Origin of the sequence: Lactobacillus kitasatonis DSM 16761 = JCM 1039, from assembly GCF_000615285.1 — a bacterium.
GTDB lineage: Bacteria > Bacillota > Bacilli > Lactobacillales > Lactobacillaceae > Lactobacillus > Lactobacillus kitasatonis.
Window position 1 is genome coordinate 1 of record NZ_BALU01000013.1, and the last position, 17035, is coordinate 17035.

Below are 17035 nucleotides of genomic sequence, written 5' to 3' on the forward strand. Positions count from 1 at the left end.
CGATGAAAATGCGGTTTTAAATCTTTTAGCTTTGGCAAAATAAAGAAAATAAACAGGGCTGGCTAGGTCCTTAAGCTGTAAGAGCTAGTCAATGTGATTACTCCTATTTGGAATATCAGAATACTAGTGAAGACGATAATAAATGAAACAAAGAAAGGAAAAATATATCTTTCTGATATGTAGGAAATTCATATTCTTCTACATATTTCTATGTTTTATATAGCAGATAAAAACTATGAGTAGAAGACCTAATTTCGGCGGTATGGGCATGGGCGGCATGAACATGCAACAAATGATGAAGCAAGCAAAGAAATTGCAAGCTCAAATGGCAGAAGAACAAGAAAACATTACCGCTCAAGAATTTACCGGTAAGTCAGCAGATGATATGGTAGTTGCTACATTTACTGGTGACCGTAAGCTTAAAGATCTTAAGATTGATAAAGAAGCAATCGACCCAGATGATCCAGATATGTTGCAAGATTTAGTGATCGATGCTGTCAACAAAGGCTTAGCTCAAATCGATGAAGCAACCCAAGCAAGTTTAGGCAAGTACACGAAAGGCTTGATGTAATTGCAATATCCATTACCAATAGCTCATTTAATTGATGCTTATATGAAGCTTCCAGGCATTGGTGAAAAAACTGCTACCAGATTAGCTTTTTACACAATGGATATGCCTCAAGAAGATGTAGAAGATTTTTCTAAAGCATTAATTCAAGTGAAAAAAGATATCCATCAATGTCCAATTTGTGGCAATATTACTGAAAAAGATATCTGTGATATTTGTTCTAACCCTAATCGTGATCAAACAACTATTATGGTGGTTGAACAGCCTAAGGACGTAATGGCTTTCGAAGATATGGGCGAATACAGTGGCTTATATCATGTGCTTCACGGCGTATTATCACCAATGGATGGAATTGGTCCAGAAGAAATTAATATTAAGTCTTTAATTACTCGTTTGCAAAAGCACGATGAAGTTAAAGAAGTAATTCTGGCTCTTAATTCCACTCCTGAAGGTGAATCAACTGCAATGTATATTAGCAAGTTGATTAAACCGGCAGGTATTAAAGTTACTCGTTTGGCTGCAGGTTTATCTGTAGGTAGCGATATTGAATATGCCAATTCAATTACTTTGAAACGGGCAGTACAAGGAAGAACGACTCTATAATGGCTAGAAAAAGAGATAAAATCAAAGAACTCGGCGATCAAAAACTGGTCTCCGAGATTGAAAAATTGCAAAATCAAATTGCTTTAGAGCAAGATTTAGATAAAACTACTTTGGATTTATCAGATGATAATTATATTCAAGGTAAGATTTTAAGAGCCAAGTATACTTTTTTGTATAATGAAGCTCGTCATCGAGGCACAAGATTTAGTGGTATCACTAATGCGATTACTCAATAAAATTAGCTCCAATTTTGGGGCTTTTTTATTTTGCTTAATAAAAAAAGACTGGGGCTGTTAATCTCTATGAAACTTCTGTAAAATAGACCTATGGAGGATTTTATGACAGGTTATTTTGTTAGTTTCGAAGGCCCAGATGGCGCAGGAAAAAGCACAGTTTTAAAGGAAGTATTGGCTAAAATAGGTCCACAGCTTAAACCACAATATCTTGTGACACGTGAACCTGGTGGATCAACGATTGCGGAAAAGATTCGTGATATTATTTTGGATCCAACCAATGATAAAATGGATGCAAAAACTGAAGCACTTTTGTATGCTGCAGCAAGAAGTCAACACGTAGAAGAGATAATCAGACCAGCACTTAAAGCAGGCAAAATTGTTTTTTCAGATCGTTTTGTTGATAGTTCTTTAGCTTATCAAGGTGAAGGACGCGACTTAGGTATTAAAGAAGTAAAGCAAATAAATGATTTTGCTACAAACAAGTTAGATCCAGATTTAACTTTCTTTATCGATGTTGCTCCTGAAATTGGTCTGCGCCGAATTGAAAAATTGCGCCCAGGTCACGAAGATCGCTTAGAGCAAGAAAACTTATCTTTTCACAAGAAAGTCTACCAAGGCTTTTTAAAGGTAAAAGAGATGTATCCAGAACGCTTTGTGACTATTGATGGAACTCAACCAATTGACCAAGTTGTAGATCAAGTAATTGCAACATTAAAGCAGCGAATGCCGGAGATATTTTAAGGACTGATTAGATGAAATTAGTAATCGCTATTGTTCAAAAAGAAGATTCAAATAATTTACAAAGAGCATTTGTCCAAAATGATTTTCGTGCTACTAAACTAGCAACTTCCGGTGGCTTCCTGAGTCAAGGAAACACAACTTTTTTAATTGGTTGTGAAGATGAAAAAGTAGACGATGTTTTAAAGATAATTAAGCAAGAATCTCGGGCAAGAGAAGAGATTGCAACACCACACATGCTTTCTACTGGATATGAGATTACTCAACCATTAAAGATTACGGTTGGTGGTGCAACTTGCTTTGTTGTCCCAGTTGATGAGTTTAAACGATTCTAATGATTGATATTACAAATGTGGGTACTAAACAAACCCAGTTTTTACGCCGAGCATATGAGCAAAAGAGATTAGCTCATAGTTATCTTTTTGTTGATAGTGATGAAAGTCGTGCACTTAACACAGCTTATTGGTTAGCATGCTTGTTTAACTGCACTGGTGAGAATAAACCTGATGGTACTTGCCAAAATTGTAGACAGATATTGTCAGGTAATCACCCAGATGTTTTGCTTGTGGGTCCTGAGGGTAAACAAACTCTAGGAATAGATCAAGTAAGACCGCTGAAAGAAGAACTAGCTAAGAGTCCAGTTGAAAGCAGTCGTCGTTTCTTCTTTATTAATGAAGCACAAAAATTAACTTTATCTGCTGCTAACGGCTTGCTTAATCTGCTAGAAGAGCCAGTTGCACCGGTTGTTACGATTTTAATTACTAATAATAGTGACCAAATCTTACCAACGGTTCGTTCAAGAACACAAATCATCAATTTTGATAATGGTGAAAAGCCTAGTGGCAAAACTGCAATGTTACTTGAAAATGGTTTTTCTAAAGATGAAATTGATGAATTAGGCAATTTAGAAAAAAGAGATCAGGAAATCAAATATTTCTATCAAGAAATGCTTGAGCATAATAGCTTAGCGTTAGTTAGCGCGCATAAATTATCCGAAAATGCTAAGCTGGGATCAGAGCAACGTTACATTTTGGTCAGGTTAAAGCTGCTGGCTGAACACGATCTGAACGATCCACGAAAGATGGAAATGGCTGCTCAGATGCTCAAGAATTTAATTGAGGTAGACAAAATGCGGTTGAGTAATGTTAGTCTACGTAATTCGTTAGATTATCTTGCTCTAGAATGGAAGTAGGTGTTTTAAGTTGGATCCATATTCAAAATTAAAAAAGGTAAAAGAAACTACAGAAAATATGGCTAAGACTATTGCAAGTCTTGAAAATGATATTTTAGATACATTAAAAGAAAATACTGAGCTGAAGGTTGAAAATCAACTATTGCATGAAAAGTTAGATAAATTAACCGCAAATCAAGCAGCACCTGAAACTAAAACGCAAAGTGGATTAGAATCACTGAAGAAGATTTATGATTCAGGCTATCATATCTGCAATATGTATTATGGTTCTCACCGTGATCCTAGTGCAGATTGTATGTTCTGTCTTGATATCTTAGACAATTTTGGCGAAAAAAAGGGTATTAAAAAGGACGGTAGATAAATGAAACGTCAAAGCAGCTATGCCAAAGATGAAGGAAAACTTTATTTAGTACCTACACCAATTGGTAATTTGAAAGATATTACTATTCGAGCAAAAAAGGTATTAACCGATGCCGATTATATTGCTGCAGAAGATACGAGAACGAGTGGCATTTTGCTAGAAAAAATTGGTGTCCACAATAAAATGATCTCGTTTCACAAATATAACTCTAAAGAACGTGCTCCTGAATTAATCAAGTTGATGAAGGATGGGGCCGTAATTGCGGAAATTAGTGATGCGGGGATGCCGGTAATTTCTGATCCAGGCTATATTTTGGTTCAAGAATGTATTAAAAATGATATTCCAGTAGTACCTCTTCCAGGTCCATCTGCCTTTGCAACAGCTTTGATTGCTTCAGGCTTTGATGCTCAGCCATTTACTTACTACGGCTTTTTACCAAGAAAATCATCCGAACAAAAGCCATACTTTAAACAAATGGAAGAAGCTAAGGCTACCTCAATCTTTTATGAAGCACCTCACCGTTTAGCTAAGACCTTAAAGAATTTAAGCACTGTTTTACCAGCGGATCGACAAATTGTGGCGGCACGAGAATTAACTAAAATTCACGAAGAATTTATTCGTGGCACGGTTAAAGAAGTAACTGAGTATTTCAGTGAAAATGCACCACGAGGCGAATTCGTTATCTTGATTTCACCAAATACTGAAGCACTTAAACAATTATCTTGGCCAGAATTGATTGATTTAGTAAACGATTTAGTAGACAAGGGCGAATCCAAAAAAGATGCGATTAAGCAAGTTGCCAAGGAGCACAGCGTTTCTAAGAATGAATTGTATGACCAATATCATCAAAGGTAATTACTAATGAAATATACTGAAGACTATCAAATCGAATTTAAAGATTGTGATGAAAATCGTCGCTTGAAGATACCGGCCTTAGTAGATCTCTTAATGCAGACTTCAGAACACCAATTAGATCAAAGTGGTGCCGGTACAGACGATTTATTAAAGCGCGGATTAGGCTGGGTAGTTACGCAATACCGCTTTGATATTAACCAATTGCCTAAGCCCGAAGACAAGGTGAAATTGAGTACGATAGCTAGCGGCTATAATCGCTTTTTTGAATATCGTGATTTTGGCGTAGACGATGAAGCAGGTAATTCGTTAGCTGATGTAAAGAGCCAATGGGTGATGCTAGATTTGAAGAAACGTCACATGGTTCCTACTGATTTAAAAATGATGGAAGATTGGGGGGTGCCGCTACTTAAAAAGATGCCCCGTTTTCCTCGCCTGCGACCACAAGAAGAATACGATCATGAGCGAGTATACCGTGCGCGTTACGATGATTTAGACACTAACCATCATGTAACTAACAGTCATTACTTCAGTTGGTTTATTGATATGCTGGACCGTGATTTTTTGAAAGATCATGAAATTAGTGCCATTGATATTAAATTTGATAAAGAAGTACATTACGGAAAAAATGTGCATTCTTGCATGACTTTAGTTCAGGATGATGAGATTACCTCATATCATGCCATCAAGACTGATGATGGAACTGAGCAAGCGGTTTGTGAATTAAAATGGCGTAAGATATAATAGATAAAAACATGACACTTGGGTCATGCTTTTTTTGTCGAGGGAGGACAGCAAATGAGTGTTAAGAAAATTTTACGAACTAATTTACAACAAATGATCTTTTTAGGGATCGTTGTGGCAATGAAAATTATCCTTGGACAATTTTCATTTGGACCAATTACTGTTAAGGTAGGCCTAGGTTTTATTGGGAGTGTATTACTAGGCTACTTTTTTGGCCCAGTTTGGGGAACTATTGGAGGCGGAATTAGCGACTTAGTTAGTTCAGCAATTTTTGGTAATCAAGGTGGCTTCTTTATTGGTTTTACTCTAACTGCTATGGCTGGACCATTGATTTATGCTTTGTTTTTGTATGATAAGCCAGTTAAAATTTGGCGGATAATCGCTTCAACCATTTTGGTTACACTTATCGTAAACATTGGCATGAATACATTATGGCTGCACATTATGTACAATCTAGATTTTAAAGCGGCTTTGATTCAGCGCTTACCTAAAGAAACGATCGTACCATGGATTCAAATGGTAGTAATCTACTTTGTATTGCAAGCTGTTTCTCGTGTTAAAGTAAAAAAATGATTTAAAGCGGAAAGAGAATAATAGTAATGAAAATCTTAAGTGTTTCTACAGCTACTAATCATTTGAGCATAGCTTTAAATGAAGGTCAACAAGTAATTGTTGAAAAAAATGAACGAGATGAACGCAATCACAGTGAACATCTTGATCCATTAATTGACGAAATTTTAAAAGAAAACAAATTAACTTTAAAAGATATTGATCGCTTTGCAGTCGCAATTGGACCTGGTTCATATACTGGATTAAGAATTGGGATTACAACTGTTAAGATGTTTGCCAGTATTTTAGACAAAGAAGTAGTTGGCATTTCAACTTTGCAAGCTTTGGCTAAGGGTGTTGCTGGGGATGCACTCGTCATCGCTGGTCTTGATGCGAGAAACGATAACTACTTTGCTGGTGGTTACAAGAGCGGTGATATTCCAGAAAATGTAATTCCAGATGGTCACTACAACATTGATGCTTTAATTAAGGCTATTCAAGAATATGCCGCTGAAAATGAAGTAAAGAAGATCGTATTCGTAGGATCAGGTCTTGAAAAGCAAGATGAAAAGATCAAGGCTTTAAATATTTCTTATGAATACGGTGATGATGATCAAAATGTAATTCGTGCCGGTTTAATTGGCAAGTTAGCTGTTTCAGCTACTCCAATTGATCCTGACAAGTTATTGCCACGCTACTTACGCAGAACTCAAGCGGAAGTTGATTGGCATAAGAAGACAGGCAAACCATTCGAGCCTGACAGTCATTATGTTGAAGAAGTTTAATCAATTTTTCCATCCACAAATTAATCGAATTGATATGAGTTTTACGCCATTTATGGCAAACGTGAATGGTAATATTTTGCAGATAATGCAAGCAACAGATGATAATATTCCTGATTTATTGGTTTTGGAAGAACAAGTATATTCGGGTCGAACACCTTGGAATAAATTCTCTTTTGAAACTGAATTAAGAAAAAGACGCAATTCTCTTTATTTAGTTGTTTATCAAGCGTCTACTTTGGTTGCCTTTATCGGGGCACGCTTTAGTCCTGAAGAAACTCATATTACTAATATTGCAGTTGCACCAGCTTATCAACATCAACACATTGGTCGCTATTTAATGCAAATGATGATCGATCGTGCTCGTGAAAATGATAGTGATAGTGTAACTTTAGAAGTTAAAACCGATAATGAAATTGCTCAAAGATTGTATCAATCATTAGGTTTTAAGGGGAATTTTATTCGTAAAGATTATTATCAAGATACGCATACTGATGCCATGAATATGGTGTTATGGTTGAAGCCACATCAGATTAAAAGAAAGAAGTTTACGTTTTGAGTGAAAAGAAAGATGTTCGCATTTTAGCTTACGAAAGTTCATGTGATGAAACTTCCACTGCCGTGATTAAAAATGGACGTGACATTGAGAGTTTGATCGTTGCAACCCAAATCAAAAGTCACCAACGTTTTGGCGGGGTAGTGCCAGAGGTTGCCAGTCGTCACCATATTGAAGTAATTAGCCAAATTACTAAAGAAGCTTTAAGTGAAGCAAATTGTGCTTGGAAAGATATCGATGCAATTGCCGTAACTTATGGTCCAGGCTTAGTTGGTGCACTTTTAATTGGTGTTAGTGCAGCTAAGGCTGCTTCAATGGCTACCGGTATTCCTTTAATCGGTGTTGACCACATTATGGGTCACATTATGGCTGCTCAATTGAAGGATGAGATCGAATACCCAGCCCTTGCTTTGCAAGTATCTGGTGGACATACCGAAATTGTTTTATTGAAAGATCCAGTTCACTTTGAGATTATCGGTGATACTCGTGATGACGCTGCTGGTGAAGCTTACGACAAGATCGGTCGTGTTCTTGGCGTAAATTATCCAGCTGGTAAGACAATTGATGCATGGGCACATGAGGGTAAAGATACCTTTAACTTTCCACGTGCAATGATGGAAGATGATGACTATGACTTCTCATTCTCTGGTCTTAAGTCTGCTTTCATTAATACTTGTCACCATGCAGATCAAATTCATGAAAAGTTGAACAAGTATGATTTGGCCGCAAGTTTCCAAGCCGCAGTTATTGATGTACTTGCTCATAAGACTATCCGTGCAATTAAGCAATACAAACCTAAGACCTTCATTATGGGCGGTGGGGTTGCCGCAAACCATGGTTTACGTGACCGCATGAGTGCTGAAATTGCTAAGTTGCCTAAGCAAGACCAACCTAAGGTTATCTTGCCTGACATTAAGCTTTGTGGTGATAATGCCGCAATGATCGGTGCTGCCGCATATAACCTTTACAACGATGGTCAATTTGCTGATTTGACTTTGAATGCTGATCCATCATTGGAATTACCATATGCTAAAAGCATGTTAAATTAATTTAGAAAACAAAAGCAAAAAATAGAACTGTTCAACGAACAGTTCTATTTTCTACGTAAAGTCAAGTACCATAAGGTATTTGGCTTTTATTTTTGAAAAGCAAATAATTATTAAAATAATCTTTTAATAAGCTAGAAGAGTATAATAAATTTGATCGATTAATTACGATAAAAGTCTTTTTTGATTATGTTTGGCTACGTCGTAATCATATAGTTGATCATTACTGATCAGCGCATACATAGTCCTGATTAGTTTGTGTATAGAGGCAATAGCTATCTTTTTGAACCCTTTGGTTTGAGAGGATAGCTTTTTGTTTTCATAGTAATCAGCTATATAACAGTGCTGTGTTTTAGCTGCCTGGTCGATTTGGCCGATAGCCCGATAAAGAATCTTACGTGCTACGGTATTACCATGCTTAGTAATGCTTAAACTGGCGTCCATTTCACCAGATTGATAACGTCCCGGATTAATTCCAATAAAAGCATTGATTTTGTTAGGATTACTAAATCTACGCAAGTCTCCTAATTCTCCCAGTATCCTTACTGCAGTAGTTTGAGCAATACCTGGAATACTTTCTAATATCTCCAAGTCACGATTAGGCAAGCTTTTAGCTAGCCTTACCATCTGATTTACTAGGTTTTGTCTTCGCTTATTCAAATCTATTAAACGTTGAGTATAGTATCTTACCTTATCAGATTCAACGCTTTTACAGGGAGCTACAGGATAAGTCTTTTGAGATAGAGCAATTAACTTTAAAGTAAATTTATTAGCCTTTTTAACTTGAAATCCTGGCAATTTTATAAGTTTGGTGTAGATTTCAAGTTCTGTTAGATCATTTACTATCTCACAGTGAGGATACATTTTAACAATTGACCAATAATTGAAGCCTTTAGCCGTGTTAAATAATTGTTCAAGCTCTGGAAAAGTAAATTGTAAAACTTTATGAAGCCGGTTTTTAGCCATTACAATATCACTGGTCAATTGATCATAAAAACGACTTAGAGCATTTAATTGATGATATTGCTCAGCTTGCAGTTGACTAACTGGATGATGATATAGCCTTTGAATTAAAGCTAAGTGATAAGCATCCGTTCTATCAGTTTTATTATGTCTAAGCCCTAAATCCATCTCTTTCTTAGCCTTTAATGGATTCAGAACTACATATTCGTAGCCATAATCATCTAAGAAAGTCTGCAGTCTTCTTGAATATACGCCGGTGGCTTCGAAAATAATTTGAGGATGTTGAGTGAAAGCTTTCAGATCATTGAGCAGTTCTAAGAAACCAGGCCGATCATTAGTAATTGTTGTAATAGATTTACTATCATTGATTAATTCACAAACAGTTGATGTACTCTTGCTTACATCAATGCCAAAGATAACTTTCATTTATAAAACCTCCTAAATATAGCAGTAAAGCTATTTTACTTAAGAAATCAGGATCTAATTTTTCTACTTTAATTCAAGTATTATCAACGTTTAATTTAGATATTTTCTTAAAAATAATGGTGCGAATAAAGCTGAAAAGATTAAATAAAAGTTTAGTGCATATTTATTAGGTAACACAAAGAAGCCTATGAATTCTTGTAGTTTTTTCATAGGTTGTTATACTGAAAGTGATTATTTGATTTCAACTAAAGTCTTTGATTCCTAGTGGCTACGTTGTAATCATATAATTGATTCTTTGTAACCAGTGCATACATGGTTCGAATTAGTTTATGTACTGATGCAATGGCAATCTTCTTGAAGCCGCGGCTTTGAGAAGATTTTTTTCTATCATAATAGTCAGTAATATGACAGGGCTGGGTAGTCTTTACTGATTCCATTTGACCGATACTTAAATACATGATCTTTCTGGCAATTGAATTGCCGTGTTTGGTAATACTTAAATGACTGTCTAATTCACCAGACTGATAGATGCCAGGATCAATGCCGATAAAAGCATCAATTTGGTTAGGACTGTCAAATCGTCTTAAATCACCTAATTCAGCCAATAATCTTAAGGCTGTTGTTTTGGCAATACCAGGAATGCTTTGATAAATGGTTAATATACGGGTATCAGCCTGATTTTTACTGGCTAATTTATACAGGTAGGCCAGTGCTTCCTTTTTCTCCTGATCAAGAGAAAAAAGACTGGCAATATTTCTTTGAATAGCACGGATAACAATACTATCCTTATTGTCATAGGCACAAGTTAATCGAGCCAAAGAGATTAAGCGTTGCGTAAGGTATTCGGCTTTTTTCTGGCTTAATCCCGATATAGTTTCTAATTCGCCCAAAATATGTTCCTTGTTACTATCTAAAACAGCTTGTGCATGCGGAAATAAGGCAACTACTGACCAATAAATTTTACCTGTAGGATGACACATGAGATTTTCAATTTGTGGGAAAGTTGTCTGCAGATTACGATGAAGCTGATTCTTGGCAACAACCATAGCTTTATTCAATTCTTCATAGTATCTGCTTGCATTTTGCATTTCATGGTATGCCCGAGACTGAGGCTTAAGTAGCTTCTGTGGAGCATTAAACTGTATCAGAGCTAGACGATAAGCGTCAACTTGATCGGTCTTATTATGACGAAGGTTATTATCCATCAGCTTTTTAGCTTTCAAAGGATTAAGCTTTAGATATTGAATATGCTTCTTCTCTAAAAAAGCCTGCAAGCTCAAAGAATATACTCCTGTTGATTCAAAGACTATCAAAGGAATGACAGAGTAAAGACGTAATCTTTTATAAAGCTGCTGGAAGCCGACCATGTCATTGCTTATTTTAAATGTCTTACCCTGCCTAACTTTATCCATTAGAACGCAGACAGTAGAGTCCTTACTGCTAACATCAATGCCAACAATCACTTTACAATTTTCCATGATTGAACCTCCCAAAGTTTTAAAGATAAAATACCTTATCGAACTATTTAATTCTTATTTTCTAAACCCGGCATCAAGTGCCTGCATACTTCGAAGAGACTTCTAAATAGTCGGTAAAGCAGCCTGTTTCTAAAACGACATTTTTTGCCTTAAATTAGATATGACTTTATGCTTTATCTTCACCTTTATTTTAGATAAAAATAAAGTATTTGATTAAAGTTCCGTCGAACTTCAACCCAATACTTAGGTTAGTATGTTTCTAAACCCGACATTAAATGTCCACATTCTTCGAAGAGATTGCATAATTTCTCAGTGAAACTGCCAGTTTTTTTATACGACGTCAAGCATCTAAAAGCCCGTGACATATAGTTTTACTACTATTTCAAATTCTACGGCTAGAACAAAAAATAGTGAATCAGCTATCCCGTCGGATAGGCAATTCACTATTAAGCTTAGAATGTTTTTTATATCGTTTATTCGAAATTATCTAACTCTTCAATAGCCTTTTCCCAATTATTATTGGCAGTATCCAATTTCTTTTGAATCTCGTCCAGCTGTTCTTGAAGAGGTCCTAATTTATCAAAGTTAGAAGCAATTTCTGGATTGGCCATTTCATTTTGAATGTCTTTTTCTTGAGCTTCTAAATCTTCAATTTCTTTTTCTGCTTGATCAATGGCGCGTTGCAACTTTCTCTTTTGCGAATCACGTTGTTTTTGTTCTTGATAAGAAAGCTTTTGTTCACTGACTGCCTTTACAGGTTCTGCATCTTCAGTCTCTGCATTGGCAGCACTTGCTTGTTTTGCTTTTTCATCAAGATAGTAAGAATAGTTACCATTATAAATTTTGGCATGACCATCTCTGACTGAAACGATCTTGTTAGCAAGTTGGTTAATGAAGTAACGATCGTGGGATACGAAGAGCAAAGTACCATCAAAGTCTTTCAATGCTTTTTCAAGAACTTCTTTTGCTTCAATGTCCAAATGGTTGGTTGGTTCGTCCATTAGTAAGAAGTTGTCGTGTTCAAGTGACAAGACAGTCAAAGTTAGACGAGCTTTTTGACCACCGGATAATTGACCAACTGTTTTATCGATATCCTTAGCTGTGAATAGGAAACTAGCTAAAATTGAACGGACATCACGTTCTGGCATAGTCTTGTGACGATCCCAAACGGTATCCAAAACAGTCTTGGATGGATCTAGTCCTTGTAATTCCTGGTCATAGTAACCAATATCCAAAGAAGCACCGTATTTGATTGAACCACCTTGGGGCTTAAGTTGCTTCATGATTGTCTTAAGCAAAGTAGACTTACCAATTCCGTTTGGTCCAATGACGGCAACACGATCTCCCTTGTTTACTTGAAAAGAGATATCGTTAACCATTGTTTTATCAGGATAACCAATGGTTAAATCGTTAAGAATCAAAACTTCCTTACCTGATGGACGTTCGCTACTAAAATGAATGCGTACCTTGTTTTTATGCTTAGGTGGTTTGATTCGGTCGATCTTTTCTAGCTTCTTGCGTCGACTTTGTGCTCTCTTAGTAGTTGTGGCACGAACCAAGTTCTTTTGGATAAATTCCTCGTCCTTTTTGATTTCGGCTTGTTGCTTTTCGTAAGCAGCTTCTTGATCCTTATCACGCTGTTCACGCTGCATTACGTAGCAGAATAATTGCCTTTGAAGGTAGTAAGTTTGCCGAATTGCAATTCAAAAATTTGCGTTGCCAAATGATCCAAGAAGTACTGGTCGTGGGATACTACTAAAATGGCGCCGCTGTAATTCTTTAAAAAGCCTTCCAGCCAATCAAGCGTATCTAGATCCAAGTAGTTAGTAGGTTCGTCTAGCAAGAGCAGGGCAGGTTTACGTAAAAGCAATTTAACGAAGGCTAATCTAGTTTTTTCACCACCAGATAAACTGCCAATGCGCTTTTGCCAGGTATCTTCAGGAAACTTAAAACCGTTAAGAATACTCTTGATATCTGATTGGTAAGTGTAGCCGCCTTTTTGTTCAAAGTTGAATTGTTTTTGATCGTATTGCTTTAGTAATTCTTGATCTTCAGGATGGTCTGCAATTTGTTGTTGCATATTGGTTAATGTTTTGCCTTCCTTGATTAAAGAGGCAAAAACGGATTCCATTTCATCCCAAATGGTTTTGGCTTCATCTAAAGCATTTTCCTGGGCGATATAACCTACATCGATACCTTTATTAACAGTAAATTCACCACGAGTAGGTTCTTGTTCACCTGTCATAATTTTTAATAGGGTAGTTTTACCAACCCCATTAGGGCCAACTAAGCCGATTCTTGCATTTGAATCGATTGAAAAAGTAACGTTCTTAAATAACGTGTTGGCACCAAATTGTTGTTCTAAATCGTGTCCTTGTGCAATAATCATAATTTTTCACCTAATCATTATTTTACCATACGCTTCAAGTCTAATATTACTTGTTTTCTCAAGCTCAATATGTGAAAAAGTATATATTTGTGAAAAAGATACTTGCGCAAATGGTATAATAACAGTTATGATAGTAGTGCTTGATTGTACATTCACAAACATGAAATAAGTTTGGAGGGCTTCAAATGGAAAAAATAAAGATTCCAAAGGCAACAGCCAAAAGATTACCATTATATTACCGTTATTTACTTATCTTGAATGAAGAAGGCAAAGATAAGGTTTCATCAACTGAATTGTCAGAAGCTGTTCAAGTTGATAGTGCCTCAATTAGAAGAGACTTTTCATATTTTGGCGCATTAGGTAAGCGTGGCTATGGATACGACGTTAAGAACTTACTTACATTCTTTAAGAAGATTTTGAACCAAGATACTTTAACTAACGTTGCTTTGATCGGTGTAGGTAACTTAGGCCGTGCCTTGTTAAATTACAACTTTAAACGTAGTAACAATATCAGAATTTCATGTGCTTTTGATATTAACAAAAAGATTACTGGTCGTATCTTAAGCGGCGTTCCCGTTTATGATATGGACGATTTGAAACAACAATTGAGTGACCAACAAATCACAATTGCAATTTTAACTGTTCCTTCAACTGCAGCACAAAAGACAACTGATGAAATGGTAGATGCAGGGGTAAAGGGGATTATGAACTTTACTCCAATTAGATTGTCCGCTCCAGCTGATGTTCGTATACAAAACGTGGATTTAGCAACTGAATTGCAAACGCTGATTTACTTCTTAGACAGCGATAAAGAAAATTAATGCCAAAACAAAAACGACTGAGATTCAACTCAGTCGTTTTTTTATGCGGTCGTTTCACTTTTAATTAGTTTTACAGGCAATGTGTAGTTCATTTGCTTTAGCTCTTCGTCGGGATGTGCAATTCGCTTTAAAAGCAAATCCACTAATAATGTAGCAATATCGTGAATAGGTTGGGCGATGGTGGTTAATTCAGAATGATAAGTCTGAATCAATTTAGTGCCATCAAAGCCGATTACTTTTAATTCCTTAGGGACTTTAATACCTAATTTTTTAGCTTCTTGTAAAACCAAGATAGCAGTTAAATCGTCAGTGCAAACTACGCCATCAGGATGTTTTTCAACTAACATGTCATGAATTTGCATATTTTTAATGTTAGAAGAATCAGAAAAGGCGACAGAACGAATATGTGGTTTTAAGTCATGCTTTTTCACTTCATCGAGATAGGCATCCAATCGTTCATCGGTAGGATTGCCTTTTTTATGTTCATTACCCAAAAAGTAAATCTTTTTACAGCCGGCTTGAATTAAATCATGCATGGCTAATTTGATACCTTGGTAGTTATCACAACTTATGATAGGGACATTATCAGATAACTTACGGTCAAAAGAAACAATTGGCAAACCTAATTGCTTATATTCTTCAATCCCCAAGTTGTGTGCACCTGCGATAATACCATCAACTTGATTGGCTTGGAGCATGCGTAAATATTCATGCTCTTTTTCTTTATCACGACCAGCGTTGCACATGATAACTTTGTAGCCTTTTTTGAATAATTCTTCTTCGATGTTTTGCACTAGTTCCGCAAAAAATGGATTAATAATACCGGGGAAAATCAATCCAACTAGATTCATTCTTTTGCCTTGAAGAGAGCGGGCAACAGAATTGGGTTGATAATTTAGCTTTCGCATTGCCGCAAAAACTTTATCTTTGGTTTTTTGACTTAGATAGCCATGGTTGTTGATTACACGTGAAACCGTAGTAATTGAACAACCTGCTTCTTTGGCAACATCGCTTAATTTAGCTGCCATCTATATCACCTTAATCTAAAGAATAGTTTTCATTTGCCATAATTTACCATTATAGTGTGTCTTTTGTGCAAATGCGAGTTTAGTATTGTTTTGATCTGCAAAATAACGACCGGTTAAAACTTCTTCGCCGTCGTTCACGAAAATTTCAATTAATGAATGATCAATAAAGATGTTTAACTTTAAGTCAGTGTTAGCTTCAAAGTTAGCTTGTCTAGTTTCACCATAATCGACAGAAACTTTTTGACCAGTGTTAGAACGATCAAGAATTAAAGTCCCGTTTTCAGTGTCGAAATCAAGTTTAAGACCGCTAGTTAAATTATCGTTTGCGGCAAGGTAAAGACTGCCTTTTTGACCAGCTTTAATTGTGAGTTCAGCTTCATATTGTTGACTAGCTTTGTTTTCGTCTGAAATTTCTTTTTCATTGTAACGAAGTGCTTGCATAGCAGAAACAGGTTTTTGCATTAACTTACCATCTTTGATAGATAATTCTTTGACTTGACTAAGGCAGTTGGCCCAGTTTTCATTATCGGTTGGGTAAGTGGTATCTGGTAAACCAACCCAGCTGATTTCATAGACTTTGCCATTAGGTGCGTTAAATGCTTGGGTAGCGTAAACGTCGAAGCCTTTGTCCAAATTGTGCAATTTACCAGGATTGATTAATTTATGATTTTCAAAATCAATGTCGTCGGCAATGATGTACATGTTAGGGTAGATGTCATCGTAGTCGGCAATCTTCTTGTCTAAGCCTTGAGGGCAGAAAATTACAACAACGTGGCCATCGACTCTAACAATGTTAGGACATTCGATCATGTAACCTAAGTCATCTGTGCCCATGTCTAAGAAGCCTAGTTCTTCCCAATTCTTTAGATCCTTTGATTTCCACACATCAATATGACCATGTTTTTCAGCTTTGTCTTGTGCACCCAAAATAGCGTAGTAGGTGTCGTCTTGCTTTAAAATTTGTGGGTCGCGGAAGTGTTCAGTAATGTGGTCAGGATTCTTAAATAAGATAGTTTTATCAGCAACCTTCCCATTTTTGTCCATCCAAGCACTAACTTGGTAAGGGATGCGAACCCAATTTTCATCGCGGTGGTTACCTGTGTACATTAGGAATAATTTGCCGTCAATTTCACGAGCAGAACCTGAGTATGCCCCGTGAGAATCAGCCATTGTATCGGGTTCAACAGCTAAGCCTAGGCTTTCCCAGTTAACTAAATCTGATGATTTAAAGTGAACCCATGACTTTAAGCCGTGAACAGCACCAAATGGATATGATTGATAGAAAAGATGATATTCACCATTAAAGTAAGAAAAGCCATTTGGATCGTTGATTAACCCGGAAATTGGATGTAAGTGATAGTGCATTTGGTAAGGGGAATTGGCTGCTTGTGCTTGCAAATGAAGTAAAGTATCGGCATCCCATTTACTATAAGGTAAGTAACGTTTTTCTCTTGTCCATTCCATAATAAAAGCCTCCATGTAAGCGTTGTCTTTATATGATATTTTAGTAGATTATAAAAAAGGTGTCAAACGATTATCATATTTTTGCATATTGGTATTTACCATAATACTGCCTTATTTATCCATAATAAAAACTATAAGTAAAAATAAAATATAGAAATTTATGTCAAACGATTGACATATTTTTTGAATGCGTTATCATAATTAGTGAAATGATAATAAAGCGTTTACATGGGAGGAAA

The 17035-nt window shown here is 36.2% G+C and carries 18 protein-coding genes and 1 pseudogene; 14 read left to right on the plus strand and 5 right to left on the minus strand.

All coding sequences use genetic code 11. The annotated features are described in order from the left end of the window. Positions 1-235: 235 nt before the first annotated feature. The 13 genes from JCM1039_RS08305 to tsaD all read left to right on the plus strand — a co-directional run bounded on the left by JCM1039_RS08305 (position 236) and on the right by tsaD (position 8230). The gene (locus JCM1039_RS08305) at positions 236-571 is read left to right on the plus strand and encodes a YbaB/EbfC family nucleoid-associated protein (protein ID WP_025015396.1); all 336 of its coding nucleotides are present in this window, start codon (positions 236-238) and stop codon (positions 569-571) included. Next, the gene (gene recR / locus JCM1039_RS08310; RefSeq protein ID WP_025015397.1) at positions 572-1171 is read left to right on the plus strand and encodes a recombination mediator RecR; all 600 of its coding nucleotides are present in this window, start codon (positions 572-574) and stop codon (positions 1169-1171) included. Next, positions 1171-1407 (plus strand): YaaL family protein, encoded by a 237-nt coding sequence (locus JCM1039_RS08315; protein ID WP_025015398.1) that lies wholly within the window; start codon positions 1171-1173, stop codon positions 1405-1407. The genes recR and JCM1039_RS08315 overlap by 1 nt, the downstream gene beginning before the upstream one ends. A gap of 102 nt (positions 1408-1509) precedes the next feature. Beyond that, positions 1510-2148, plus strand: a complete 639-nt coding sequence (gene tmk / locus JCM1039_RS08320; RefSeq protein ID WP_025015399.1) for a dTMP kinase — start codon at positions 1510-1512, stop codon at positions 2146-2148. 11 nt (positions 2149-2159) lie between these two features. Further along, the gene (gene darA / locus JCM1039_RS08325) at positions 2160-2480 is read left to right on the plus strand and encodes a cyclic di-AMP receptor DarA (protein WP_025015400.1); all 321 of its coding nucleotides are present in this window, start codon (positions 2160-2162) and stop codon (positions 2478-2480) included. Continuing rightward, positions 2480-3337 (plus strand): DNA polymerase III delta subunit-related protein, encoded by an 858-nt coding sequence (locus JCM1039_RS08330; RefSeq protein ID WP_025015401.1) that lies wholly within the window; start codon positions 2480-2482, stop codon positions 3335-3337. The genes darA and JCM1039_RS08330 overlap by 1 nt, the downstream gene beginning before the upstream one ends. A 10-nt stretch (positions 3338-3347) precedes the next feature. Further along, positions 3348-3698 carry a DNA replication initiation control protein YabA gene (yabA, locus tag JCM1039_RS08335; protein ID WP_013437203.1) on the plus strand — a complete coding sequence of 117 codons (351 nt, stop codon included), beginning with the start codon at positions 3348-3350 and terminating at the stop codon, positions 3696-3698. Next, positions 3699-4553 (plus strand): 16S rRNA (cytidine(1402)-2'-O)-methyltransferase, encoded by an 855-nt coding sequence (gene rsmI, locus JCM1039_RS08340; RefSeq protein ID WP_025015402.1) that lies wholly within the window; start codon positions 3699-3701, stop codon positions 4551-4553. Positions 4554-4559: 6 nt separating this feature from the next. After that, the gene (locus JCM1039_RS08345; RefSeq protein ID WP_025015403.1) at positions 4560-5294 is read left to right on the plus strand and encodes an acyl-[acyl-carrier-protein] thioesterase; all 735 of its coding nucleotides are present in this window, start codon (positions 4560-4562) and stop codon (positions 5292-5294) included. 54 nt (positions 5295-5348) lie between these two features. Further along, on the plus strand, positions 5349-5867 hold the full coding sequence (locus JCM1039_RS08350) for a folate family ECF transporter S component (protein ID WP_025015404.1): 519 nt from the start codon (positions 5349-5351) through the stop codon (positions 5865-5867). A gap of 26 nt (positions 5868-5893) precedes the next feature. Further along, on the plus strand, positions 5894-6628 hold the full coding sequence (tsaB, locus tag JCM1039_RS08355; RefSeq protein ID WP_025015405.1) for a tRNA (adenosine(37)-N6)-threonylcarbamoyltransferase complex dimerization subunit type 1 TsaB: 735 nt from the start codon (positions 5894-5896) through the stop codon (positions 6626-6628). Then, positions 6612-7184, plus strand: a complete 573-nt coding sequence (rimI, locus tag JCM1039_RS08360; protein ID WP_013437208.1) for a ribosomal protein S18-alanine N-acetyltransferase — start codon at positions 6612-6614, stop codon at positions 7182-7184. The genes tsaB and rimI overlap by 17 nt, the downstream gene beginning before the upstream one ends. Further along, on the plus strand, positions 7181-8230 hold the full coding sequence (tsaD, locus tag JCM1039_RS08365) for a tRNA (adenosine(37)-N6)-threonylcarbamoyltransferase complex transferase subunit TsaD (protein WP_025015406.1): 1050 nt from the start codon (positions 7181-7183) through the stop codon (positions 8228-8230). The genes rimI and tsaD overlap by 4 nt, the downstream gene beginning before the upstream one ends. 162 nt (positions 8231-8392) lie before the next feature. Here the strand turns inward: tsaD and JCM1039_RS08370 are convergent, their stop codons facing one another. From JCM1039_RS08370 to JCM1039_RS11330, 3 genes and pseudogenes are all read right to left on the minus strand, one after another. Beyond that, entirely contained in the window at positions 8393-9616 is a 1224-nt protein-coding gene (locus JCM1039_RS08370) for an IS110 family RNA-guided transposase (RefSeq protein WP_025015407.1), read from the minus strand. A 245-nt stretch (positions 9617-9861) separates the two neighbouring features. Further along, on the minus strand, positions 9862-11094 hold the full coding sequence (locus JCM1039_RS08375; RefSeq protein WP_025015408.1) for an IS110 family RNA-guided transposase: 1233 nt from the start codon (positions 11092-11094) through the stop codon (positions 9862-9864). 473 nt (positions 11095-11567) lie between these two features. Further along, a pseudogene (locus JCM1039_RS11330) lies at positions 11568-13483 on the minus strand (ABC-F family ATP-binding cassette domain-containing protein). A gap of 185 nt (positions 13484-13668) precedes the next feature. Here JCM1039_RS11330 and JCM1039_RS08385 point away from each other — a divergent pair. After that, on the plus strand, positions 13669-14304 hold the full coding sequence (locus JCM1039_RS08385) for a redox-sensing transcriptional repressor Rex (protein ID WP_025015409.1): 636 nt from the start codon (positions 13669-13671) through the stop codon (positions 14302-14304). Positions 14305-14345: 41 nt separating this feature from the next. On the opposite strand, the gene JCM1039_RS08390 is transcribed toward JCM1039_RS08385, so the two are convergent. Together JCM1039_RS08390 and JCM1039_RS08395 are read right to left on the minus strand one after the other, a co-directional pair. Then, on the minus strand, positions 14346-15332 hold the full coding sequence (locus tag JCM1039_RS08390; RefSeq protein WP_025015410.1) for a LacI family DNA-binding transcriptional regulator: 987 nt from the start codon (positions 15330-15332) through the stop codon (positions 14346-14348). Positions 15333-15347: 15 nt separating this feature from the next. Further along, complete coding sequence (locus tag JCM1039_RS08395) at positions 15348-16796, minus strand: sucrose-6-phosphate hydrolase (RefSeq protein WP_025015411.1); 1449 nt, start codon at positions 16794-16796, stop codon at positions 15348-15350. Positions 16797-17035: the final 239 nt, after the last annotated feature.

Coding starts and splice junctions, on each gene's coding strand:
- tsaB (WP_025015405.1), top strand. CDS start 5,894: ATGAAAATCTTAAGTGTTTCTACAGCTACTAATCATTTGAGCATAGCT.
- JCM1039_RS08395 (WP_025015411.1), bottom strand. CDS start 16,796: ATGGAATGGACAAGAGAAAAACGTTACTTACCTTATAGTAAATGGGAT.
- JCM1039_RS08315 (WP_025015398.1), top strand. CDS start 1,171: ATGGCTAGAAAAAGAGATAAAATCAAAGAACTCGGCGATCAAAAACTG.
- JCM1039_RS08385 (WP_025015409.1), top strand. CDS start 13,669: ATGGAAAAAATAAAGATTCCAAAGGCAACAGCCAAAAGATTACCATTA.
- tmk (WP_025015399.1), top strand. CDS start 1,510: ATGACAGGTTATTTTGTTAGTTTCGAAGGCCCAGATGGCGCAGGAAAA.
- JCM1039_RS08305 (WP_025015396.1), top strand. CDS start 236: ATGAGTAGAAGACCTAATTTCGGCGGTATGGGCATGGGCGGCATGAAC.
- JCM1039_RS08350 (WP_025015404.1), top strand. CDS start 5,349: ATGAGTGTTAAGAAAATTTTACGAACTAATTTACAACAAATGATCTTT.
- JCM1039_RS08390 (WP_025015410.1), bottom strand. CDS start 15,332: ATGGCAGCTAAATTAAGCGATGTTGCCAAAGAAGCAGGTTGTTCAATT.
- darA (WP_025015400.1), top strand. CDS start 2,160: ATGAAATTAGTAATCGCTATTGTTCAAAAAGAAGATTCAAATAATTTA.
- rimI (WP_013437208.1), top strand. CDS start 6,612: ATGTTGAAGAAGTTTAATCAATTTTTCCATCCACAAATTAATCGAATT.
- JCM1039_RS08370 (WP_025015407.1), bottom strand. CDS start 9,616: ATGAAAGTTATCTTTGGCATTGATGTAAGCAAGAGTACATCAACTGTT.
- JCM1039_RS08330 (WP_025015401.1), top strand. CDS start 2,480: ATGATTGATATTACAAATGTGGGTACTAAACAAACCCAGTTTTTACGC.
- rsmI (WP_025015402.1), top strand. CDS start 3,699: ATGAAACGTCAAAGCAGCTATGCCAAAGATGAAGGAAAACTTTATTTA.
- JCM1039_RS08345 (WP_025015403.1), top strand. CDS start 4,560: ATGAAATATACTGAAGACTATCAAATCGAATTTAAAGATTGTGATGAA.
- JCM1039_RS08375 (WP_025015408.1), bottom strand. CDS start 11,094: ATGGAAAATTGTAAAGTGATTGTTGGCATTGATGTTAGCAGTAAGGAC.